General features: G+C 72.9%; 15 protein-coding genes and 3 pseudogenes. 7 read left to right on the top strand and 11 right to left on the bottom strand.

From position 1 onward, the window contains the following. Nucleotides 1-3: 3 nt before the first annotated feature. The 4 genes from ACWC2T_RS09935 to ACWC2T_RS09920 form a co-directional block, all read right to left on the bottom strand. A complete protein-coding gene (locus ACWC2T_RS09935; protein WP_450669874.1) occupies nucleotides 4-639 on the bottom strand; it encodes a mycothiol-dependent nitroreductase Rv2466c family protein in 636 nt (211 codons plus the stop codon). Between the two features lie 55 nt (nucleotides 640-694). Then, nucleotides 695-1,645 carry a sigma-70 family RNA polymerase sigma factor gene (locus tag ACWC2T_RS09930; protein WP_450669873.1) on the bottom strand — a complete coding sequence of 317 codons (951 nt, stop codon included), beginning with the start codon at nucleotides 1,643-1,645 and terminating at the stop codon, nucleotides 695-697. Between the two features lie 62 nt (nucleotides 1,646-1,707). Beyond that, nucleotides 1,708-2,724 (bottom strand): ketopantoate reductase family protein, encoded by a 1,017-nt coding sequence (locus tag ACWC2T_RS09925; protein WP_450670012.1) that lies wholly within the window; start codon nucleotides 2,722-2,724, stop codon nucleotides 1,708-1,710. Nucleotides 2,725-2,902: 178 nt separating this feature from the next. Further along, nucleotides 2,903-3,454, bottom strand: coding sequence for a DUF1697 domain-containing protein (locus tag ACWC2T_RS09920; RefSeq protein WP_450669872.1), 552 nt, complete (start codon nucleotides 3,452-3,454; stop codon nucleotides 2,903-2,905). Between the two features lie 444 nt (nucleotides 3,455-3,898). Between ACWC2T_RS09920 and ACWC2T_RS09915 the strand changes: the two genes are divergently transcribed. Then, nucleotides 3,899-6,145, top strand: coding sequence for an MMPL family transporter (locus tag ACWC2T_RS09915; protein WP_450669871.1), 2,247 nt, complete (start codon nucleotides 3,899-3,901; stop codon nucleotides 6,143-6,145). A gap of 92 nt (nucleotides 6,146-6,237) precedes the next feature. Here the strand turns inward: ACWC2T_RS09915 and mgt are convergent. Further along, nucleotides 6,238-7,486, bottom strand: a pseudogene (gene mgt / locus ACWC2T_RS09910) (macrolide-inactivating glycosyltransferase). A gap of 133 nt (nucleotides 7,487-7,619) precedes the next feature. Here mgt and ACWC2T_RS09905 point away from each other — a divergent pair. Next, complete coding sequence (locus ACWC2T_RS09905; RefSeq protein WP_450669870.1) at nucleotides 7,620-8,483, top strand: phosphotransferase enzyme family protein; 864 nt, start codon at nucleotides 7,620-7,622, stop codon at nucleotides 8,481-8,483. A gap of 6 nt (nucleotides 8,484-8,489) precedes the next feature. Here the strand turns inward: ACWC2T_RS09905 and ACWC2T_RS09900 are convergent, their stop codons facing one another. The 3 genes and pseudogenes from ACWC2T_RS09900 to ACWC2T_RS09890 form a co-directional block, all read right to left on the bottom strand. Then, on the bottom strand, nucleotides 8,490-9,215 hold the full coding sequence (locus ACWC2T_RS09900; RefSeq protein ID WP_450669869.1) for an exonuclease domain-containing protein: 726 nt from the start codon (nucleotides 9,213-9,215) through the stop codon (nucleotides 8,490-8,492). A gap of 114 nt (nucleotides 9,216-9,329) precedes the next feature. Next, the gene (locus ACWC2T_RS09895; protein WP_450669868.1) at nucleotides 9,330-10,568 is read right to left on the bottom strand and encodes an SAV2148 family HEPN domain-containing protein; all 1,239 of its coding nucleotides are present in this window, start codon (nucleotides 10,566-10,568) and stop codon (nucleotides 9,330-9,332) included. A gap of 115 nt (nucleotides 10,569-10,683) precedes the next feature. After that, nucleotides 10,684-10,918 (bottom strand): annotated as a pseudogene (locus ACWC2T_RS09890) (hypothetical protein); the annotation flags it as partial. 165 nt (nucleotides 10,919-11,083) lie between these two features. Between ACWC2T_RS09890 and glgX the strand changes: the two are divergent. The 4 genes and pseudogenes from glgX (at nucleotide 11,084) to ACWC2T_RS09870 (ending at nucleotide 17,544) form a co-directional block, all read left to right on the top strand. Beyond that, nucleotides 11,084-13,195 carry a glycogen debranching protein GlgX gene (gene glgX, locus ACWC2T_RS09885; RefSeq protein WP_450669867.1) on the top strand — a complete coding sequence of 704 codons (2,112 nt, stop codon included), beginning with the start codon at nucleotides 11,084-11,086 and terminating at the stop codon, nucleotides 13,193-13,195. Nucleotides 13,196-13,296: 101 nt separating this feature from the next. Next, the gene (treY, locus tag ACWC2T_RS09880) at nucleotides 13,297-15,672 is read left to right on the top strand and encodes a malto-oligosyltrehalose synthase (protein WP_450669866.1); all 2,376 of its coding nucleotides are present in this window, start codon (nucleotides 13,297-13,299) and stop codon (nucleotides 15,670-15,672) included. A 62-nt stretch (nucleotides 15,673-15,734) separates the two neighbouring features. Continuing rightward, nucleotides 15,735-16,154: pseudogene (locus ACWC2T_RS09875) on the top strand (dihydrolipoyl dehydrogenase); the annotation flags it as partial. A gap of 139 nt (nucleotides 16,155-16,293) precedes the next feature. Continuing rightward, on the top strand, nucleotides 16,294-17,544 hold the full coding sequence (locus ACWC2T_RS09870) for a M14 family zinc carboxypeptidase (RefSeq protein WP_450669865.1): 1,251 nt from the start codon (nucleotides 16,294-16,296) through the stop codon (nucleotides 17,542-17,544). Between the two features lie 40 nt (nucleotides 17,545-17,584). On the opposite strand, the gene ACWC2T_RS09865 is transcribed toward ACWC2T_RS09870, so the two are convergent. Both ACWC2T_RS09865 and ACWC2T_RS09860 read right to left on the bottom strand, forming a co-directional pair. Continuing rightward, the gene (locus ACWC2T_RS09865; protein WP_450669864.1) at nucleotides 17,585-18,019 is read right to left on the bottom strand and encodes a subtilase-type protease inhibitor; all 435 of its coding nucleotides are present in this window, start codon (nucleotides 18,017-18,019) and stop codon (nucleotides 17,585-17,587) included. A gap of 107 nt (nucleotides 18,020-18,126) precedes the next feature. Further along, a complete protein-coding gene (locus ACWC2T_RS09860; protein WP_450669863.1) occupies nucleotides 18,127-18,678 on the bottom strand; it encodes an FHA domain-containing protein in 552 nt (183 codons plus the stop codon). A 191-nt stretch (nucleotides 18,679-18,869) separates the two neighbouring features. On the opposite strand from ACWC2T_RS09860, the gene treZ reads away from it, so the two are divergent. Then, nucleotides 18,870-20,615: a malto-oligosyltrehalose trehalohydrolase gene (gene treZ / locus ACWC2T_RS09855; RefSeq protein WP_450670011.1), complete on the top strand. Its 1,746-nt coding sequence runs from the start codon at nucleotides 18,870-18,872 to the stop codon at nucleotides 20,613-20,615. A gap of 33 nt (nucleotides 20,616-20,648) precedes the next feature. Here the strand turns inward: treZ and ACWC2T_RS09850 are convergent, their stop codons facing one another. Continuing rightward, on the bottom strand, nucleotides 20,649-21,584 hold the full coding sequence (locus ACWC2T_RS09850) for a phosphotransferase family protein (protein ID WP_450669862.1): 936 nt from the start codon (nucleotides 21,582-21,584) through the stop codon (nucleotides 20,649-20,651). Nucleotides 21,585-21,644 lie beyond the last annotated feature (60 nt).

Raw genomic sequence — 21,644 nt, 5'->3', positions numbered from 1 at the left:
CTGTCAGTCGAAGCGGAGGGCGCCGGTGCGGGTGCGCTTGAGTTCGAACAGGTCGGGGTGGCGGGCCAGCACCCGGAAGCTGTCGAAGAGTTCGGCGGCCTCCTCGCCCCGCGGAACGGCGCGCAGCACGGGGCCGAACCACACCGTGCCGTCGACGTGCAGGGTCGGCGTGCCCACGTAGCCGCCCGTCTCCGGCTCGACGCCGGCCTCATGACGGCGGCGCACCGCGTCGTCGTACGACGGGTCGTGGGCGGCCGCCGACAGGTCGGCGGGCAGCCCGAGTTCGGCCAGCGACTCGGCGACCACCCGGTCGAAGTCCTCGATCCGGCCTTCGTGGATCCGGGTGCCGAACGCGGTGTACAGGTCGCGCAGCACCTTGTCGCCGTGCCGTTCGGCGGCGGCCGCGGCGACCCGCACCGGGCCGATCGAGCGGTCCACCAGGTCCCGGTACCAGTCGGGGAGTTCGTTGCCCGTGTTGTGCAGGTACAGGCTCATCACCCGGAACCGGAGGTCGAGCGGGCGCAGGCGCTCGACCTCCAGCAGCCAGCGGGAGGTGATCCAGGCGAAGGGGCAGGCCGGGTCGAAGAAGAAGTCGACCCGGGTCGGGGCGGGCTCGGTGGCGGTGTCGCGGTAGGTCATGGCAGGGACGCTAGTGCTCCATTGGTTCAGTGTCCCGGTCCAATCCGCTCCCGATTCACTGGTCCAGTTCTTCGATGCCGCCACCGGTCCCGGTCCGCGCCGGGTCCGCCACCGCGATCTCCGTGGCGCGCAGGCGTGCCGGTTCCGCCACGACGTCGATCCGGGTGATCCGGGCATCGGCGCCGAAGGCGAAGGCCAGGACCAGGCGCGGCCGTCCCCGCTCCGCCATGACCAGGCCGAACTCGCCGTCCAGCAGGGCGAGTCCGGTGAGCCGAGCGCGCGCCATCGCGGCCATCGCGCCCTGGGCGACGGACTCGGCGCCCCGCACGGTGATCGGTGCGGGTGTGGGTCCGACCAGCGCGTCGGCGTGCAGCACCACGTCCGGGTCGAGCAGCGCGACCAGGGCCGTGAAGTCGCCGCCGCGGGTGGCGGCCAGGAACGCCTCGACGGCCCGGCGGCGGCGTACGGCGTCGGCGGCGGGCGCGGCCGGCCGGCCCTGGACCCGGCGGCGGGCCCGGCTGGCGAGCTGCCGGGTGGCGGCGGGGGTCTTCTCGATCAGCGGGGCGATGTCCTCGAAGGGCACGGCGAACATGTCGTGCAGCACGAAGGCGACCCGCTCGGCCGGGCCGAGGGTGTCCAGGACGACCAGCAGTGCGACCCCGACCTGGTCGGCCAGCAGCGCCTCCTGGGCGGGGTCACCGGCCAGGGCGGAGAGCGCCGGGGTGTCGTGGGCGCCGTCGTGGGCCTCGAGGAAGTCCTCGCGCCGGTTGCGGCGGGCCCGCAGCAGGTTGAGGCAGACCCGGGTGACCACGGTGGTCAGCCAGCCGGTGAGGTTCTGCACCGCGTCCAGATCGGCCTGCCGGGCCCGCAGCCAGGCCTCCTGCAGCGCGTCGTCGGCCTCCCCGGCCGAGCCGAGCAGCCGCTGCGCCACGGCCATGAGATGCGGCCGGTCCACCTCGAACCGCTCCGCGAGCCGCCGCCCGGCATCCTGCGTGCTGTCCTCCATCGTTCCCCGCCCCCTCGATACGTGCTGTCCCGGCCTTGCGCAACGCCGGACCGGTCACAAGGTCAACTACCCTGCGGCGCAACGGCGTCGGCCAGCCGCACCAGTTCCGCAAGCGGCATCGACCCGGCGGCCCGGCGCTCCCGCGCGAAACGGCCCGCGAGCCGCTGGAGCAGTTCGTTGAGCGGGGTCGGTACGCCGTGCAGCCGGCCGAGGAGCGCGATCTCGCCGTTGAGGTAGTCGGCCTCGATGGTGCCGGTGCCCCGGGCAAGGGACTGCCAGGAGGAACCGCCGCCGCACTGGACCCCGTCCAGCGGCACCAGGGTGACCTTGTCGCCGCGGGCCGCGACCTGCTCGTCCAGGCTCGTGCACGCGATCCCGGCGGCAGCGAGGACGGCCTCCCCCTCGGCCCGCACGCGCGCGTACAGCGCCAGGGCGGGCTCGGTGTCGCGGGTCCCGGTCAGCGCCTCGATGGCGTTGCTGAGGTTCGCGAGCAGCTTGGCGTACTGCCAGCGGGCCACGTCGGGCACGACCGGCGCCTCGAAGTGCGCGTCCGCCAGGTCGGCGGCGATCCGGTGGGCGGTGTCGTCGGTGCCGTGCGGCAGCCGGCCGAGGTGCAGGATGCCGGTGAGCGGGCGGCCGGCGGCGGAGACGACGCCGGGCTCCACGAAGCTCGCGGGCAGCCAGACGCAGACGCCGTACACGTGCCGGAAGCGGCGCAGGGCCAGCCGGCCGCTCTCCACGCCGTTCTGCAGACACACGAGCGGCAGTCGCTCGGCGGCCGTTCCGCCGCCCGCGACGGGCACCCCGGCCCAGGTGTCCAGGGCGGCCACCATGTCCTGCGTCTTCACGGCGAGCACGAGGACGTCGTCGGCGCGCAGTTCGCCGAGCGGTCCGGGCCCGTCGACGGCGGGCAGCCGGTGTGTCAACTCCCCTTCCGGCACCCGCAGTCGCAGTCCGTGCTCCGTGAGTGCCGCCAGGTGCCTGCCTCGTGCGACGAGGACGACCTCGCGTCCTGCCTGGGCCAGCCGCCCGCCGACGGCCCCGCCGACCGCTCCGGCCCCGATGATGACGTAGCGCATGGACAGAGCCTCGCACACGCGTACGTTCCCTTGACCGGGTCTGCGCGGACTGGAGCTGGTGGCGCACAGCGCGTACTGGACCTGGCCGTGCTGACCGGCACCGAGCCGCTGCCCTGGGACGACTGGGTCCCTCCCCGCGAGATCCTCCCGCACGCGCCGTTCCTCGGTCCGCGGACCGTCACGCTCCCGGAGCCGTCAGCTCGACCAGCTTGAGCACGGTGTTCCAGTTCCGGCTCGTGGCGATCAGGCCCTTGGTCAGGCGCGGGCGGGACAGGGCCTCGGCGAGCTTGGAGCGGCCGAGGCCCTCGGGGGCGTACAGGTACAGGCAGCGGTCGCCGAGGCGGAACTCCTCGGGGAGATACGCGGCGGCGTCGATGCCGGCGTAGCGGTCCGGGGCGGCCGGTGCGGAGAAGTACGTGACGTGCAGTTGCTTGGGCTGCAGCTCGGCGGCCGGGAACGGGCAGGCCTCGGCGACCGCCGCCAGATAGGCGTGGTCGCGCACGATCACGTCGACCGCGAAGCCGAACCGCTCCTCGACCGCCCGGCTCAACTCCGCCGCCAGCGACTCCTCGTCGCCGTGAGCGGTGGTGAACACGGCCTGGCCGCTCTGCAGATGGGTCCGTACGCCGGTGTGGCCGAGGCCGCTCAGCAGCGTACGGAGGTCGGCCATCGGCAGCTTCCTGCTGCCGCCGACGTTGATTCCGCGCAACAGCGCCGCGTAGGTCGTCATCCGGCCAGCGTAGAGCGGCCGTCGTGCCCCGTGGGGGTGGGCACGACGGCCGGGCCCGCGCACGGCGGGGCTGCGCGAAACTCTCGCCGATCGGCGGGTGGTGGATCAACCTCTACACGCACCTGTGACTTGTTCAACAAGGTTTTGTAATCACAAACCGACGCGCCGACGGCAGAACGGACAACCCATGTCCGACGGCCGGCGACCCACGGCGTACAACCTGCGCAACAGGCTGCGGAACGGGCCGTCGAACCCCGAGACACGCCCCCGAGAAGCGCGGATAGGTGTAAGGGGCCGCTGTCCTCCCCAGTGCTGACCGGCGGGTCACCGAGTTCACCGGGCAGCACGACGAGGCGCATTTATCCGGCTCATACGGTCATACCGAAGCAAGCGCAGAGGTGGCGGCAGGGGGTCGCCACCGCACACGAGGGGGTAAGACCCGCGATGGGGAACAGGGACGTGCCGGTGCGGGGGCTGGCCGCCCGCGCCGGCGGCTGGAGCGCCCGGCACCGCTGGGCGGCCGTGGGCATATGGGTACTGTTCGTCGTGCTGGCCATGGGGCTGGGTTCGGCGGCGGGCCGGGTCGACGTGGACGAGAACAACCAGCTCAAGGGCGAGACGCACACCGCCGCCCGGATCATCGACGACGCGGGGATCAAGGAGCCGGCCGGCGAGACGGTCCTGATCCAGTCCAAGGACGCCTCGGTCACGGCGACCGGCGTCGAGTTCCGGGGCGCCGTCGCCGATGTGGTGAAGGCCGTCGAGGGCACCGGGAAGGTCACCGCCGTGACCTCGCCCTACGACACGCACACCATCTCCCGGGACGGCCGCAGCGCGCTGGTGCAGTTCGACCTGCGCGGGGACGCCAAGACGGCCGTGGACCGGGTCGAGCCGGTGCTGAACGCGGTCGCCGGGGTGCAGAAGGCGCACGGCGGCCTGCGGATCGAGGAGATCGGCGGCGCCAGCATGCAGAAGCAGTACAAGGACGCCTTCGGGGACGACTTCAAGCAGGCCGAGTACTCGGCGGTGCCGGTGGCCCTCGGCATTCTGCTGATCGCCTTCGGGGCGCTGGTGGCGGCGCTGCTGCCGGTGGCCCTCGCGATCACCGCGATCATGGCGACGATGGGCCTGATGGGCCTCGTCAGCCACGTGCAGCCGATGAGCGACACCGCCAACTCCGTGATGCTGCTGGTCGGTATGGCCGTCGGCGTCGACTACTGCCTGTTCTATCTGCGCCGCGAGCGCGAGGAACGGCAGGCGGGCAAGGACGCGGGCACCGCCCTGAGGATCGCCGCCGCCACCAGCGGCCGGGCGGTCATCGTCTCCGGGGTCACGGTGTGCGTGGCGATGGCGGGCATGCTCTTCACCGGGCTCGCCGGATTCGAGGCGATGGGCCTGGCCTCGCTGATGGTGGTCGCGGTCGCCATGGTCGGGTCGGTGACGGTCCTGCCGGCGCTGCTGTCGCTGCTCGGGGAGCGGGTCGAGAAGGGGCGGATCCCGTTCCTGGGCCGCCGGCGCGGGAAGCGGGCCGCGGACGAGGGCAGCCGGATCTGGACCGCCGTACTGCGCGTGGTGCTGGCCCGGCCGCTGGTCTCCGTCGTCGTGGCGGCCGGTGCCCTGCTGGCGGTGGCCGCACCCGCGCTCGGCATGAAGACCCAACAGCTCACCCTGGACCAGGAGTTCGGCAAGTCGCTGCCGATCGTACAGACGTACGACCGGATCAACGACGCCTTCCCGGGCGGCAGTGAGCCGGCTCAGGTCGTCGTCAAGGCCAAGGACATAGGCGCGCCCGAGGTACGGCGGGCGCTGGCCGACTTCAAACAGCAGGCGATCGCCTCGGGCGCCTCGCGCGGCCCGGTCGACATCCGGCTGCACGACGCGCAGAACATCGCCCTGGTCTCCGTACCGCTGGTCGGTGGCTCGGACATGGACCGGGCGGTCAAGAGCCTGGACAAGCTGCGCGACGAGGTGCGGCCCGCCACGCTCGGCAAGGTGGACGGGGTGCAGGCACCGATCACCGGACAGGTGGCCGGGAACCACGACTTCAACGACCAGCTGCTCGGTTCCGTCGTCCCGGTCTTCGCGTTCGTGATCGTGTTCGCCTTCCTGCTGATGCTGCTGTCGTTCCGCTCGCTGACCGTCGCGATCACCTCGATCGTGCTCAACCTGCTGTCGGTCGGCGCCGCGTACGGTGTCCTCGTCGCGGTCTTCCAGCACGGCTGGGGTGCCTCACTGGTGGGCGCCGAGGGCGTCGGCGCGATCGTGACATGGCTGCCGCTGTTCCTGTTCGTGATCCTGTTCGGGCTGTCGATGGACTACCACGTGTTCGTGGTGTCCCGGATCCGCGAGGCCCACCTGAGCGGCCGTACGACGAAGGACGCGATCCGGCACGGCGTGGTGACCACGGCCGGCGTCGTCACCAGCGCCGCGGTCATCATGGTCGCCGTGTTCGCGATCTTCGGCACGCTGTCGATGCAGTCCATGAAGCAGATGGGCGTGGGTCTGGCCGCGGCGGTCCTCATCGACGCGACGGTCATCCGCGGGGTGCTGCTGCCGGCGGTGATGGCCCTGCTCGGCGACCGCAACTGGTACCTGCCGAAGTGGCTGCGCCGCTTGCCCGACCTCACCCATGACGAGGCGCCGGTTGCCTCGCGGCAGGTACGGGAGGAGGGGGAGCGGTTGCCGGTGTGATCCGGCACGCCTGCTCGCCGGGGGCGGTACAGGCTGTGCGCGGGTGCGGGGCGTGGGGGCTGGTCACCAGTTCCCCACGCCCCTTTTGAGTCTTACTTCCCCGTACGAAGCAGCAGTTCGGCCTCGATCAGGTCCGCCGCCCGCCGGGTGCCGCCCTCCTCGGCCATCTCCGCCTGGATCTCCTTCAGGCGCCGGGCCACCTCCGGGTCGGCCACCAGGGTGAGCGCGGTCTCGCGGAGGCGGTCGGCGGTGGCCTCCTCGGTGTCCAGACGGCGGGCGACACCGCGGGCCTGGAGCACGTCGGCGTTGCCGAACTGGTCGACGGCCTGCGGTACGGCGATCATCGGCGTGGCGGTGGCGAGCCCCTCCTGGCTGCCGCCCGCGCCCGCGTGCGTGACGAACAGGTCGGCCTGCCTGAGGATCGCCAACTGCGGTACCCAGCTGTGCACTTCTACGTTGCCGGGTACGTCGCCCAGGTCGGCCGGGCGCACATGCCGGCCGACCTGGAGGACCAGGTGCCAGCCGGGCAGGTCCCCGAAGGCTCGCACGCACTCCCGGTAGAACCCGGGTTGCCTGGTGAAGGCCGAGCCGAGGGACACCAGCACGACCTTCTCGGCGCCGGCCGGCCGCCGCCAGTCGCCCTGGTCGGCGCGGTCACCCTGACAGGCGCCGACGAAGGTGTGGACGCGTTCGTCGACCCGGTCGGCGTGCGGCTGCAGCGCCTTCGGGATGAGGACGAGCGAGCGGGCGGGCCGGCCAGCGAAGGGATCCGGGTGCTGGGTGATCCCGTTCTCCGCCAGCCACGCCTCGAACCTGGCGTAGTACGCCTGCCCGCGCGGGGTCTGCCTCGGCTCCGCCCACATCGGCTCGGCCACCTCCGCCTCGTAGCCCTCCCAGGCGACGAGGTTCGGGGAGAGGGAGATCGCCGGGACGCCCCAGCGGTGGGCGAGGACGCGGGCCGGGTAGGAGGCGATGTCGTGCAGCACGAGGTCGGGCTCGTCGCCCGCGTAGGCCTCGATGAGCTGTGGAAGCGCCTGGATCGCGTCGTCCAGGAACGGCTCCACGTTGTCCAGCAGTGTGCTCCCCCAGGCCTCGGGGTCGGCGTCGGGTCCGGGCAGCGTGGAGGTGTACGGCACGGGACGGACCCCGGTGGCGGCCACCTTCTCGGCGAACACCGGCGGGATGGCGTACGTGACCCGGTGGCCCCGGGCCACGAGTTCGCGGATCACCTCCAGGCTGGGGTTCACATGGCCGTGCGCGGCGATGGAGAACATGGCGATATGGGCGGGCGTGGTCATGGCGTCGAGGGTAGACGAGACGAGACGTCTCGTTCAAAGCGATTTTCCGCCCCTCCGGCGGCGGGGAAGGAACCGCGCACACCGCCGACCTGTGCGAATGCGAGACTGGCCGGAGAGACGGCACGGGACGACGCGGACGACGCGGACGACACGGCACGGCACGGCACGGAGGCACGATGGACGAGGCACGGGCACGGGACGTACTGGCCTCGGCGGGGGTGCTGCCCGGCCCGGCCCGGGACGCGGCCCTCCTCTCCCTCGGCGAGAACGCGGTGTTCGCCGCCGGTGATCTGGTGGTGAAGGTCGGCCGCGACGCCGAGCTGTTCGAACGGGCCCGGCGCGAGCTGGACATCGCCGGCTGGCTGGCCGAGGCGGGCGTGCCGGCGGTGCGGGCGGCGGAGCCGAAGCCGCGGCTGGTCCAGGGCCATCCGGTGACCGTGTGGCACCGGCTGCCTGACCCGGTGCGCCCCGCCGAACCCCCGGATCTGGCGCGGTTGCTGCGGATGGTGCACGCACTTCCCTCTCCTTCCTTCGCGCTGCCGCCCCGCGAACTGCTGGGCGGGGTGGAGCGCTGGCTGCGCCTCGCGGGCGACGCGATCGACCCCGCGGACGCGGCCTACCTCCGGGCGCGCCGGGACGGGTTCGCGGCGGCCTCGGCCGCGCTGACGCCCCATCTGCCGCCGGGCCCGATCCACGGGGACGCGCTGCCCCGCAATGTGCACATCGGACCGGACGGGCCGGTCCTGGTCGACCTGGAGACCTTCTCCGCCGACCTGCGCGAGCACGACCTGGTGGTCATGGCCCTCTCCCGGGACCGGTACGGGCTGCCCGCCGAGGCGTACGACTCCTTCACCGAGGCGTACGGGTGGGACGTACGGGAGTGGCAGGGCTGCGGTGTGCTCCGCGGGGCCCGGGAGACGGCCAGCTGTGCCTGGGTGGCCCAGCACGCGCCGAGCAACCCCAAGGCGCTGGCCGAGTTCCGGCGGCGGGTCGCATCGCTGCGGGACGGGGACGAGACCGTCCGCTGGTACCCGTTCTGACAGCGGCTAGGCGGACTGTGCCGCCGCCAACTCCCGCAGCGGCCACGCCCCGTCCACCACCGCCCCTGCATCCCCCTTGCGGCGCAGGAACGCCTGGAAGTCCGCCGCCCACTGCGCATACCACTGGATCTGGCGTCGGTGGAGTTCGGCGGCGCCCAGGGCCGCGATCTTCGGGTGGCGGCCGGCTATCGCGGAGGCGAGGCGCGCTGCGGCGAGGGCGTCGGCCGGGGCCGTGTGGGCCGCGTCGAGGGGTATGCCGTACTCGGCGCAGACCGCTTCCAGGTTCCGTTTGCCGCGGCGATAGCGGTCGACCCAGCGGTCGATGGTGTAGGGGTCGATGACCGGGGCGGGGGCAAGGCCGCCCAGGCGGTCGGCGAGGGACGGCAGGGCGTGGCGGCGCAGTTCGGCGGAGAGCAGGGTGAGGTCGAAGGCGGCGTTGTAGGCGACGACCGGGACGCCCGTCTTCCAGTACCCCACCAGGACGTCGGCGATGGAGTCGGCCACCCGGTCGGCCGGGTGGCCCTCGGCCGCCGCCCGCTCGTTGCTGATGCCGTGCACCGCCACCGCGTCCGCCGGGATCTCCACGCCCGGATCGGCCAGCCACTCCCGGCGTCCCATGGGCTCACCGGCCCTGACCTCGATCACCGCGCCGGTGACGATGCGTGCCTCGCGCGGATCGGTCCCGGTCGTCTCCAGGTCGAAGCCGATCAGCAGCTCCCGGTGCCAGCCCATGGGCGGCCCCCCTTCTTGGTGGTGCTTTCCCCCAGTGGCCTCCACCATCGCACGCGGCACTGACAATCCGAGGACCGCGTTCCGCTTGCGCCGGCGGACAGTTCGGGACAGGGCTCAGGACACCGGGCGCGAATCCGCCCACGTCAGCTCGAACTCCTCGCGGTATGTCGGAAAGAGTCCTGCTTCGCCCACGTCGCCCGGCTTGACCAGCTTGCCGCCGTTGCGCAGCACCAGGACCGGGGACTCCATCCCGCGCGCCCCGCGCAGATAGGACTGCACCACGGCGATGCCGTCGGCGCCGTCGCCGTCCACCAGGTAGGCGGTGAAGCGCGGTGTCTCGTCGTAGACCTGGATCTCGAAGGCGCCCGGGTCGCGCAGCCGGGAGCGGACCCGGCGCATGTGCAGGATGTTCATCTCGACGGAGCGGCCCAGTTCGCCCCGTTTCATCCCGAGTTCGCGCTCGCGGCGCTTGACCGAGCTGGAGGCCGGGTTGAGGAAGAGCAGCCGTACCCGGCAGCCGGTCTCGGCGAGCCGGACCAGACGGCGGCCGGAGAAGTTCTGCACGAGCAGGTTGAGGCCGATGCCGATGGCGTCGAGGCGGCGGGCGCCGCCGAAGAGGTCCTCGGCGGGGAACTGACGCATCAGCCGCACCCGGTCGGAGTGGACGGCGACGACATCGGCGTACCGGTCGCCGACCAGGTCCTCGACCGCGTCCACGGGCAGCCGGCGCGCGGAGGGCACGTCACCGCCGGCGCCGAGCGTCTCCAGCAGCCGGGCGGAGGCGCGCTCGGCCTGGCTCAGGACCGCCTCGGACAGCGCCCGGTTGCGGGAGACGACGTTGCGGGTCACCTCCAGCTCGTCCAGCGCGAGTTCGAGGTCGCGGCGCTCGTCGAAGTACGGCTCGAAGCACGGCCAGTGCTGCACCATCAGTTCGCGCAGCTGGGGCAGGGTGAGGAAGCTGAGCACGTTGTCGTCGGCCGGGTCGAGCAGATAGCCCTTGCGGCGGCTGACCTCGCGGACGGCGACCGCGCGCTGCACCCACTCCTGTCCGGCCGGACCGGCCGCGGCGACCACCCAGTCGTCCCCGTGGACGGGTTCGTAGATCGGGCGCAGGACAGCGGCCACGACCGCGCGCAGCCGCTGCTCGACGAGGTTCAGCCAGATGTAGGCCCGGCCGGCCCGCTGGGCACGGGTGCGCACCTCGCGCCAGGCGTCGGCGTCCCAGTCCAGCTCCGGCCCGATGGACCCCGCGTCCATCGGGCGGGCCAGGGACACCGCGCCGGGCGGGACGTCTGTGGAGTTCCCCTCGTGACCCTCGTCACCAGGGGGCAGCTCCAGGCCTCCCGAGCCCACCCGTGCACCGCCTTCCGATCCCCGGGCCTTTCCCGTCTCAACGATCAAGGAAGGGTACTCCGCGAGAGGTGGGCGGTGCAGCCGGATGGACAGGTCGGTTTCTCAACTGCTTTCCTCAACTACACGGCTCGCAGTGGCCGTTCTGCCATGCCAGGTCACGCGGAGTGAGCGGATTCATAGCGGTCACGTCCCGGGGGCGATGGCGAAGCCCTGCCAGTGCACCGGCATCGGCCGAGGTACTGGATGGTGGGACCGGGGGCCGTCTCGTACGAACGTGCATGTCCGTCGTTGTTCCTGCCGGTGTTCCTGCCGGTCGCGCTGACCACCCGCCACCAGCGGTGATCCTTCGACGACAACGGGTGCCCCACTGGTCCGGCGCACAGCGGGTACGAGAGCCATCGTGTGCGCCGGCCGGTGGGTAAGAGGGACGCAAGAGACAGGAGTTCCGTCAATTCGCGGCGACTCGGGGCCCAACGCGGCCCCGCGGCGGTGGCACACCTGGGAGAGTCGTAGCCATGCAGGTCTGGCCTGGACAGGCGTATCCGCTCGGCGCCACCTACGACGGCGCCGGAACCAACTTCGCGGTCTTCACGGAGGCCGCGGACCGAGTAGAGCTGTGTCTGCTGCACGACGACGGCTCGGAGACGGCCGTGGAGCTCCGCGAGAGCGACGCGTTCGTGCGGCACGCGTACGTGCCGGGCGTGATGCCGGGACAGCGGTACGGGTTCCGGGTGCACGGCCCGTACGACCCCGGGCGCGGGCTGCGCTGCAACTCCGCGAAGCTGCTGCTCGACCCGTACGCGAAGGCGATCAGCGGTGCGATCCGGTGGGGCGAGGAGGTGTACGGCTACCACTTCGGCGCTCCGGACAGCCGCAACGACCTGGACTCGGCCCCGCACACCATGGCCTCGGTGGTGATCAACCCGTACTTCGACTGGGGCGACGACCGGCCGCCGCGCACCGAGTACCACCACACGGTGATCTACGAGGCCCACGTCAAGGGCCTGACCATGCGTCATCCGGGGCTGCCGGAGGAGCTGCGCGGCACGTACGCGGCGCTCGCGCACCCTGCGCTGATCGAGCACCTGACCAAGCTCGGCGTGACGGCCCTGGAGCTGATGCCGGTCCACCAGTTCGTGCACGACCACCGGCTGGTCGACATGGGCCTGAGCAACTACTGGGGCTACAACACCATCGGCTTCTTCGCCCCGCACAACGCGTACGCCTCCTGGGGCGACCGCGGCCAGCAGGTACTGGAGTTCAAGTCGGCGGTCCGGGCACTGCACGAGGCCGGGATCGAGGTCATCCTGGACGTCGTCTACAACCACACCGCCGAGGGCAACCATCTGGGCCCGACGCTGTCCTTCAAGGGCATCGACAACCGGCAGTACTACCGCCTCACCGACAACCCGCGCTACTACATGGACACCACGGGCACCGGGAACTCCCTGCTCATGCGGTCCCCGCACGTGCTCCAGCTGATCATGGACTCGCTGCGGTACTGGGTCACCGAGATGCACGTCGACGGCTTCCGCTTCGACCTCGCGGCGACCCTGGCCCGGCAGTTCCACGAGGTGGACCGGCTGTCGTCGTTCTTCGACCTGGTGCAGCAGGACCCGGTGGTCTCCCAGGTGAAGTTGATCGCCGAGCCCTGGGACGTGGGCGAGGGCGGCTACCAGGTGGGCAACTTCCCGCCGCTGTGGACGGAGTGGAACGGCAAGTACCGGGACACGGTACGGGACCTGTGGCGGGGCGAGCCGCGGGCGCTGGCGGAGTTCGCCTCCCGGCTGACCGGCTCCTCGGACCTCTACCAGGACGACGGCCGCCGCCCACTGGCCTCGATCAACTTCGTCACCTGTCACGACGGCTTCACCCTGCACGACCTCGTCTCGTACAACGACAAGCACAACGCGGCCAACGGCGAGGACAACCGGGACGGCGAGAGCCACAACCGGTCCTGGAACTGCGGGGTGGAGGGCGAGACCGACGATCCGGACGTGCTCGCGCTGCGCGTCCGGCAGATGCGGAACTTCATCGCCACGCTGATGCTGTCCCAGGGCGTGCCGATGATCAGCCACGGCGACGAGTTCGCCCGCACCCAGCGCGGCAACAACAACGCCTACTGCCAGGACAACGAGCTGTCCTGGCTGAACTGGCCGGAGTCCCTGGATGGCGACCTGCTTCAGTTCACGCGCGCGATGGTGTGGCTGCGCCGGGACCATCCGGTGTTCCGGCGGCGCCGCTTCTTCCACGGCCGCCCGGTGGAGGGCACCCACGACGAGCTGTCCGACATCGCGTGGTTCACCCCGGAGGGCAAGGAGATGACCCAGCGGGACTGGGACTCGGCACGGGCGTCCGCACTGACGGTGTTCCTGAACGGCAACGCGATCTCCGAGCCCGGAACCCGCGGGGAGCGCATCGGCGACGACTCCTTCCTGCTGATGTTCAACGCCTCCCCCGATCCGCTGGACTTCCTGGTGCCGGTCAACCACGGCCGGCAGTGGCAGGTGGTCGTCGACACGGCCCGCCCGGACGGGGTGCCGCCGGGATCCGGGACGAAGGTCGGGGCGGGCGACCGGATCACCCTGCTGGACCGCAGTCTGACGGTGCTGCAGCGGCCGACGTAGGGAGCGTGTCGCGGCAGCCCCTGGGCGGGGACACTCGCCCGTACGCGCGCGTGGCGGACGCCCGATGACACGAAAGTCGGCGGGCTGGGTACGTAGGCTCCATGACTTCTGCGCGCCCCGGACCGGAGGTGCCCACGGCCACCTACCGGCTGCAGCTCCAGCCCGCGTTCCCGTTCGCCGCCGCCGCCGCGGCCGTGCCGTACCTGGCGTCGCTCGGTGTCTCGCACCTGCACCTGTCCCCCGTTCTCGAGGCCGTGCCGGGCTCCCTGCACGGCTACGACGTGGTGGACCACGCGCGCGTGCGCGAGGAACTGGGCGGTGAGGAGGGCCTCAGGTCGCTGGCGCGGACCGCGCGGGAGCACGGTGTGGGCCTGGTGGCCGACATCGTGCCGAACCACATGGCCATGGCGCCCCGGCACAACCACGCCCTGTGGGAAGTGCTGCGCGAGGGGCCCGGCTCACCGTACGCGCGCTGGTTCGACATCGACTGGGAGGCACAGGACGGGCGCGTGCTGCTGCCGGTGCTGGGCGGTCCGCTCGGCTCGCAGCTTGAGCATCTCGTGGTCGACGGCGACGTGCTGCGCTACCACGAGCACTCCTTCCCGCTCCGCGCGGGCACCCACGACCTGCCGCTGCCGGAGCTGCTGGACGCCCAGTGGTACCGCCCGGTGTGGTGGCGGCTGGCCCGCACCGAGCTGAACTACCGGCGGTTCTTCAGCATCTCGGAGCTGATCGGGGTGCGCGTGGAGGACCCGGAGGTGTTCGACGCCACCCACGCCAAGATCCTCCAGCTGGTGCACGAGGGCGTGCTCGACGGGCTGCGCGTCGACCACCCCGACGGGCTCGCCGACCCCGACGGCTACCTCGCGCGGCTGCACGAGGCGACCGGGGGGCGCTGGACGGTGGTGGAGAAGATCCTCGCCGACGGCGAACGGCTGCCGGCGTCCTGGCCCGTCGCGGGCACCACCGGATACGACGCCCTGCGCCAGGTGGACGGCCTGTTCACCGACCAGACGGGGGCGTACGAACTGCTGGGCCGCTACCGGGCGTTCGCGGCCCCGCAGACGGACCGGGGCGGCAACTGGGACGCGACGGCACGGCGGGCCGCCTACAAGGTGCTCACGCACGAGCTGGCCGCCGAGACCGACCGGCTCACCCGGGTGGCCACCCGGCTGTGCGCCACCTCGCCGGACCTCGGCCTGCGCGACCGGGCGCCCTGGGCGCTGCGCACGGCCGTGGAGGAGCTGCTGGTCCGGATGCGGGTGTACCGGCCGTACGCCTCCGGGGACGCGGCCGCCGTCGTCACCGAGGAGGCCGCCGAGGAGGCCCGGCTCGCGTTCGTGGTGCCCGAGGAGGCGGAGGCCGTCGGCATCGTGCGCCGGCTGCTCGTCGAGCCGCCCGGTGACCCGTCGACGCCGGACCACGCCGACCGGGCGGAGTTCCGCACCCGGTTCGCGCAGACCGCCTCCGCGCTGCGCGCCAAGTCGGTGGAGGACACGGCGTTCTACCGCTATGTGCCGCTGCTGTCGGCGGCCGAGGTGGGCGGCGATCCGGGCCGGCCGGGCGTGTCCCCGGAGGACTTCCACGCGTACTGCGCGCGCGTGCAGCGCGAGTGGCCGGTCACCGGCACGGTGGTCTCCACGCACGACACCAAGCGCAGTGCCGACGTACGCGCCGCGCTGGCCGTGCTCACCGAGTGCCCCGGCCGGTGGGCGGAGTTGCTGGCCGAGGTGAACCGGCCCGAGGAGGGCGTGGGCGTGCCGGACGGACAGCTGGCCTGGGCGGCCTGGCAGACGGTGTTCGGGCTGGGGCCGGCCGAGGAGGAGCGGGTGCAGCAGGCCCTGCTGAAGCATGTGCGCGAGGCGGGCATGTACACCAGCTGGACGGAGCAGGAGCCGCCGTACGAGGAGGCGGTGGCCGCGTTCGTCGCGGCCGGGCCGTGCGGGGCACCGGGCGAGCGCGTGGCGGCCTTCCGCAAGGCGCTGGAGCCGCACATCCGGGCCAACGTGCTCGGCACCGCCCTGGTCCATCTGACGATGCCGGGCGTGCCGGACGTGTACCAGGGCACGGAGGGCGAGTACCGGGCGCTGGTGGACCCGGACAACCGGCGTCCGGTGGTGTTCCCGCCCGAGGTGCCGGGCGAGAAGGACGCGCTGACGGCGGCGGCCCTGCGGCTGCGCGCCCGGCGGCCCGACGCCTTCGGCGCCACCGCGTCGTACACCCCGCTGACCGCCGAGGGCCCGGCGGCGGAGCACTGTGTGGCCTTCGGACGCTCCGGCGAGGTGGTCACGGCAGTGACCCGGCTGTCGCTGCGGCTCGCGGAGACGGGCGGCTGGCGCGACACACGGCTGGAACTGCCGCCGGGCCAATGGGCGGACGTGCTCACGCCGGAACGGCAGTTCACCGGGGACACGCGCGTGGCGGACCTATTCGACCGGTTGCCGGTGGTGCTGCTGGAGCGGGTCGGGGAAGAGTGAGACGGCTGCGGCGCAGGCGAAGTTCCCGGGGCCGGCCAGGGGATGTGCAGGCGGGCGTGCGGCTGCTGGTCGCCGAGACGCTGGCCGGGCTGCGGCCGGCCCAGGTGGACCACGCGAGGGTGCCCCGGGTGACGTACGCCTCGCCGCAGACCGCCTCGGTGGGGCTGAGCGAGACCGAGGCACGCGCGCGTGGATGCGAGGTCGCGGTGAACACGATGCCGTTGACCGCCGTGGCCAAGGGCATGGTGCACGGCGGGGGCGGCATGGTGAAGGTCGTCGCCGAGGCCGGCGGCGGGCAGGTGCTCGGCGTGCACCTGGTCGGTCCGAACGTGTCGGAGATGATCGCCGAGAGCCGGCTGATCGTCGGCTGGGACGCCGAGCCCTCGGACGTGGCCCGGCATGTGCACGCCCACCCCACGCTGTCGGAAGCGGTGGGCGAGGTGTTCCTGACCCTCGCGGGACGCGGCCTGCACCAGCAGTGAACGCACGGCACGCACCGCACCCGCCGCACCCCCTCAGCTCCGTCCGGGCGCCCCCGGTAGCCTCCCCCGCTGCATGCTTGACAGTTCACCTTTCGCATGCGGGACTTGGAGGGCGAAGCCGGGCGGGAACAAGTCGGGGGTGAGTCCTCTGCCGGAGCTGCGCTATCCCAGCGTTCCCGAACTGATCGCCTCCGCTCAGGCGTTGGCCGCTCAGGAACCCGGGCTGTGCTCGCTCAGGCAGGTGGGTTTCTCCCGCGCGGGAAGACCCCTGCACCTGCTGTCGGTGGGGCATGCCCGGCGGGCGGTGCTGGTGGTCGCCGGCGCCCACGCCAACGAGCCGACCGGGGGCTCCACCCTGCGGGTGCTGGCCGAACGCGTACTGGCCGAGCGTGAGTTGCGGGCGGACACGTCCTGGCACTTCCTGCTGTGCGCCGATCCGGACGGCGCGAGCCTGCATGTGACGCCGGCGCCGCGCAGCCTGCTCGACTACCACCTCGGCTTCTACCGGCCGACGGGCGCCGAGCAGCCGGAGTGGTCGCCGTCCGTGCTGCCGCCGGACCGGCTGCCGCCCGAGACCCGGACGCTGACCGGGGTGATCGACGAGCTGCGGCCCTATCTCCAGGTGACCCTGCACGGCACCGATCTGGGCGGCAGCTGGGTGCAGCTGACCAGGGACGTGCCGGGGCTCGCCGAGCCGTTCGCCAAGTCGGCGGCGCAGCTGCACATCCCGGTGGAGACGGGCGCCTCGGACGCCGCCGGCTGGCCGGCCTCCGGTCCCGGGGTGCACGTCATGCCCGGACCGGAGACGGGGGCCGCCTATCCGAGCATGCCGGACGACGCGCGGCACAGCACCTGGTACCACGCGCACCGCTACGGCGGCCTGACGGCCGTGGTGGAGGTGCCGATGTGGGCGAGCGACCTGGTGGACGATCCGGCGCCGCACCCGGCACCGGCGGCGGCGATGCGGCGCCTGGCGCAGCGGCTGCTGCGGGACTCGCTGGAGGTGGAGCGGATCCTCGCCGAGGCACTGCCCCGCCTGGACGGCGCGGACGGTCCGCTGCTGCGGGCGTCGCGCTGGGCGCTGGAGCTGATCCCGGGCCTGGCCGAGGACTGGATCCACACCCCGCCGGCCGCTACGACGATGGCGTACGTCGGCAGTGTGGACGCCTTCGGGCGGCGGCTGCCGCTGCGGGCGGCGGCGATGCTGCTGCGGGTGCTGCGGGAGACGGGCGACCGGGCGGCGCCGCGGCTGGAGCAGCTCGTCGCCGACTGGTGCGATGCCTTCGCGGCGCGGTTCCGGGCCCGCTGGGTGCCGTTGGAGCATCAGGTGGAGCACCAGTCCCGGACGGTGCTGGTGGCGGCACAGCAGGCCCGGGAACGGGCGGTGTGAGGCCGCCACACCGCCCGTGCCGCCCCTCCCGGCGGCCGGGTCAGTGGTCGACGGCGAAGACGGCGCCTGTGCGCGCTTCCATGGCGCACTTGCTGGTGTAGGTCTCCTGGTAGTCGACCGGCTGTCCGTTCCACTGCCCGTGCGCGTGGACGGTCACGGGGGCGTAGATCATCGGGCAGAAGACCTTCTTCTGCGGGATGCGGGCGATGTCGCCGTCGGCCTTCGCGAGTTCGGCACAGGCCTCGGCCGCGCGCGCGTACCCCAGGGGCAGCGGGTCGCACATCAGCAGCGTGCCGTGCTTGTCACCGCTCTGGGCGTTCTCGCCGCGGGTGACGGTGAGGTAGAGCCAGTTGTCGGTGAGGGGGAACGTCGTGCGCGCGGCGCGGGGTGCCGCCTGGGCCGGGGCCGCGGCGAGGAGACCGGCACAGGCCAGCAGGGCGCCGGCGGCCGTGGTCACTCGGGTGAGGTACGTCATGCCCGATGCATCGGCACACGGGGCCGCGTTCCACAGCCCGGATCACCCGATCGGGAGGCACGCGCGCGTGCGGGAGCGCCGGTTTCGAACACGCCGGCCGGGGCCGGTCAGCTCGCGGCGAGCCGGAACGCCATCCTGCCGAAGGCGACCTGGTCGCCCTCGCGGACGACGACCGAGCCGATCACCCGGCGGCCGTTGACGGTGGTGCCGTTGGTGGAGCCGAGATCCCTGAGGATCCACATGCCGCCGTGGCGGCTGAGCTCGGCGTGCGCTCGGGAGACCGTCTCGTGGTTCAGGCGCAGCCCGTTGGCCGGGTCGCGGCCGATGCGCAGCGGACGGGTGTGCGCCGGGTGCGGCAGCAGCAGCTTGGGCAGCCGCTCGGCCTGCCAGGCCCGGCGCAGCCGTACGGTGAACCCGGAGACGGCCTCGACGGTGCCGAGGACCGCGCGGGAGAGACGGTTCTCCCGGGGCAGGTCGGCGACGAGGGCGGCCAGTTCGTCGGCGCGGCGGGCGGCCAGCGCCAGCTCCATGCGGCGCACGAACGTGTCGTGCGAGAGCCTGCCCATGGCGACGCCGTCACGCAGCACCTGCAGCGCCTTGTCGCGCTCCGCGTCGGACAGCCGCGCGGGGTACGTGGAGAACTCGAAGGACGACGTCACGCAGGTGATTGTCGGCCAGTGAACCGCGGGTGTCCAGAAAACGGGGAATCGGCGCCGGTCTGCGGGTACTTCCGCGACACCCGCCGGGAAAGGGCGGATTCGCGAGTGGATCGATCGTCCGGGCGGGCACGATGGGAACGCGGGACATCACGGTGAGCAGGCAAGACATGGCAGACGAAGGGGAACCGTCCGTGCAGTTCGAGGTGTGGGCACCGCAGGCAGACCGAGTGACGCTCCAGTGCGAGGGCGCCACGCGCGCGCTGACGCGCGATCCGGAGCGCGCGGGCTGGTGGACGGGGGAGGCGGAGGCCGCGGACGGCGCCCGGTACGGCTTCGCGCTGGACGACGGTCCCGTGCGGCCCGACCCGCGCTCGCGCCGCCAGCCGGACGGACCCGACGGGCTGAGCGCGGTCGTGGACCACGGGCGCCACGCGTGGCGCACCGAGTGGGCGGGCCGGGGGCTGCCGGGTGCCGTGCTCTACGAGCTGCACGTGGGCACGTACACGCCCGAGGGCACCCTGGACGCGGCGGCGGCCCGGCTGGAGCACCTGGTGGAACTGGGCGTCACGCACGTGCAGTTGATGCCGGTGTGTCCGTTCCCGGGGCGGCACGGCTGGGGCTACGAGGGGGTGTCGCTGTGGGCGGTGCACGAGCCGTACGGCGGCCCGGAGGCGCTGAAACGGTTCGTTGACCGGGCGCACGAGCTCGGTCTGGGGGTCGTCCTGGACGTCGTACACAACCACTTGGGTCCGTCCGGGAACTATCTGCCGGACTTCGGGCCGTACTTCACCGACGCGCACCACACACCGTGGGGTTCGGCGGTGAACCTGGACGGGCCCGGCTCGGACGAGGTGCGCGCCTTCCTCGTCGGCAGCGCGCTGGCGTGGCTGCGGGACTACCGGATCGACGGGCTGCGGCTGGACGCGGTGCACACGCTGTACGACACGCGCGCGTGCCACTTCCTGGAGGAGCTGTCGGCGGCCGTGGACGCGCTCGCCGGGGAACTGGGCCGGCCGCTGTTCCTGATCGCCGAGTCCGATCTGAACGACCCGCGGCTCATCACCCCGCGCGCGGAGCACGGCCTCGGGCTGCACGCGCAGTGGAACGACGACTTCCACCACGCGCTGCACACCGCGCTGACCGGGGAGTCGCAGGGGTACTACGCGGACTTCGCGCGCGCCCCGTTCGCCGCGCTGGCCAAGACGCTCACCGGTGGCTACTTCCACGACGGCACGTACTCGTCGTTCCGGGGCCGGCACCACGGCCGCCCGCTGGACCGGGCGCGGGTGGCCGGGCACCGGCTGCTCGGCTACAGCCAGACCCACGACCAGGTCGGCAACCGCGCCCAGGGCGACCGGCTCTCCGCCCGGCTCTCCCCCGGTCTGCTGGCCTGCGCGGCGACGCTGACGCTGACCTCGCCGTTCACACCGATGCTGTTCATGGGCGAGGAATGGGCGGCGGGCACGCCCTGGCAGTTCTTCACCGACCACACCGATCCGGAGCTGGCCGAGGCGGTACGGCGGGGCCGGCGGCGGGAGTTCGCGGCGCACGGCTGGGCCGAGGAGGACGTACCGGACCCGCAGGACCCGGCGACCCGCGAGCGGTCCTGCCTGGACTGGTCGGAACCGGAACGCGAGCCCCACGCGCGCGTGCTCGCCTGGTACCGCCGGCTGATCGCCCTCCGGCACGGACAACCGGATCTCACCGACCCCGACCTGGCCGACACCAAGGTGGCGTACGACGAGGACGCCCGCTGGCTGGCCTTCCGGCGCGGTGACGTACGGGTGGCGGTGAACCTCGGGAAGGCGCCGGCGGCGATCCCGCTGGGCACGCGTCCGGCGGTGGTCCTGGCGGCGTGGGAGCCGGTTCAGACGCCGGGCCGGGACGGACTGCTGCAGGTGCCCGGGGAGTCGTGCGTGGTGCTGGCCCAGCCCTGAGGCGGTGGACGACGCGGGTTGCGGGCCGGTTTCCTACGGCTCCGCGTCGTCCTCCTTGAAGTCCGACAGCCGCTCCAGAAGGATCGGCTCCCAGGCGCGGCGCAGCTGGGTGCGGAGCAGGGGGAGAGAAGCAGGAGCGCGGCCTTCGAGGTGGTCGGTGAGGTGGATGACGGCGTCGCAGCGGGCGAGCCACAGGCCGCGCAGGCAGGGGCGGGCGCCGTAGCCGGCGAGGGTGGCGGCGCGGACGGCCGCCGGGGAGCCGACGGCGAGGGCCAGGCCCGCGATGTCCTCGGCGGGGTCGCCCAGGGCCGCCCGGGTCCACTCCAGGATGCCGCGCACCCGGCCGTCGGCGCTGACCACCACGTGCTCGCCGGTCAGGCCGTGGTGGGTGAGGACGGCGGTGCCGGGCTGCGCGGCGAGCTGGGCCGCGCCGGGCGGGGTCAGCTGGTGCAGCCGGGCGGCGTCGAACTCGTCGGCGGCGGCGAGCCGTTCGGCCGCGTGCACGGCCATGCGGCGCAGCGCCTCCAGGGAGCGCGGGGCGGTGCGCGGCACGCCGAGCGACTCCGCCTGCCGTGCGGGCACCGCGCGCAGCCCGGTGAGCAGTCCGGCGAGGTCGGCCTCGCCGACGGCGGAGACGTCGTGCTCCTCGGCCGTGCCGCCGGGCACCTTCATGTCCAGCGTGTAGGCGAGGCCGGGCGCCCAGTCGCCGTGCGCGACGCTGGTGGGGACGGCCACGGGCAGGTGCGGCCGGACCAGGTCGCGCAGGCGCAGCTCCCGGCGGCGCAGTACCGAGGCCTCGCGGTCGGGGGCGAGGCGCAGCACATGGCGGGCGCCGACCCACCAGGTGTACTCACGGCCCTGCGTCACGGGCCGCACGTCGGGGCCCGCGGTGCCGTCGTCACCCTCCTTGAGCAGCGAACGGACCAGTCGGCGGACGGTGTCCGCGGTGGGTGTCGGTGCCTGGGTCATGGATCGCGCGTCGCCGTTCCGGGATGTCGTCGGAAATGTGTCTCCTGGGTCTGGGCGGGG

The organism is Streptomyces sp. NPDC001393 (genome assembly GCF_053597455.1).
The sequence above is the reverse complement of the archived record's forward strand: the minus strand, read 5'-3'. Positions and strand labels throughout refer to the sequence as shown.

Bases quoted from the DNA above. Each gene is read 5' to 3' on its own strand.
- glgX (WP_450669867.1), top strand. From the start codon at position 11,084: ATGCAGGTCTGGCCTGGACAGGCGTATCCGCTCGGCGCCACCTACGAC.
- ACWC2T_RS09905 (WP_450669870.1), top strand. From the start codon at position 7,620: ATGGACGAGGCACGGGCACGGGACGTACTGGCCTCGGCGGGGGTGCTG.
- ACWC2T_RS09935 (WP_450669874.1), bottom strand. From the start codon at position 639: ATGACCTACCGCGACACCGCCACCGAGCCCGCCCCGACCCGGGTCGAC.
- ACWC2T_RS09925 (WP_450670012.1), bottom strand. From the start codon at position 2,724: ATGCGCTACGTCATCATCGGGGCCGGAGCGGTCGGCGGGGCCGTCGGC.
- ACWC2T_RS09850 (WP_450669862.1), bottom strand. From the start codon at position 21,584: ATGACCCAGGCACCGACACCCACCGCGGACACCGTCCGCCGACTGGTC.
- ACWC2T_RS09915 (WP_450669871.1), top strand. From the start codon at position 3,899: ATGGGGAACAGGGACGTGCCGGTGCGGGGGCTGGCCGCCCGCGCCGGC.
- treY (WP_450669866.1), top strand. From the start codon at position 13,297: ATGACTTCTGCGCGCCCCGGACCGGAGGTGCCCACGGCCACCTACCGG.
- ACWC2T_RS09900 (WP_450669869.1), bottom strand. From the start codon at position 9,215: ATGGGCTGGCACCGGGAGCTGCTGATCGGCTTCGACCTGGAGACGACC.
- ACWC2T_RS09865 (WP_450669864.1), bottom strand. From the start codon at position 18,019: ATGACGTACCTCACCCGAGTGACCACGGCCGCCGGCGCCCTGCTGGCC.
- ACWC2T_RS09930 (WP_450669873.1), bottom strand. From the start codon at position 1,645: ATGGAGGACAGCACGCAGGATGCCGGGCGGCGGCTCGCGGAGCGGTTC.
- ACWC2T_RS09920 (WP_450669872.1), bottom strand. From the start codon at position 3,454: ATGACGACCTACGCGGCGCTGTTGCGCGGAATCAACGTCGGCGGCAGC.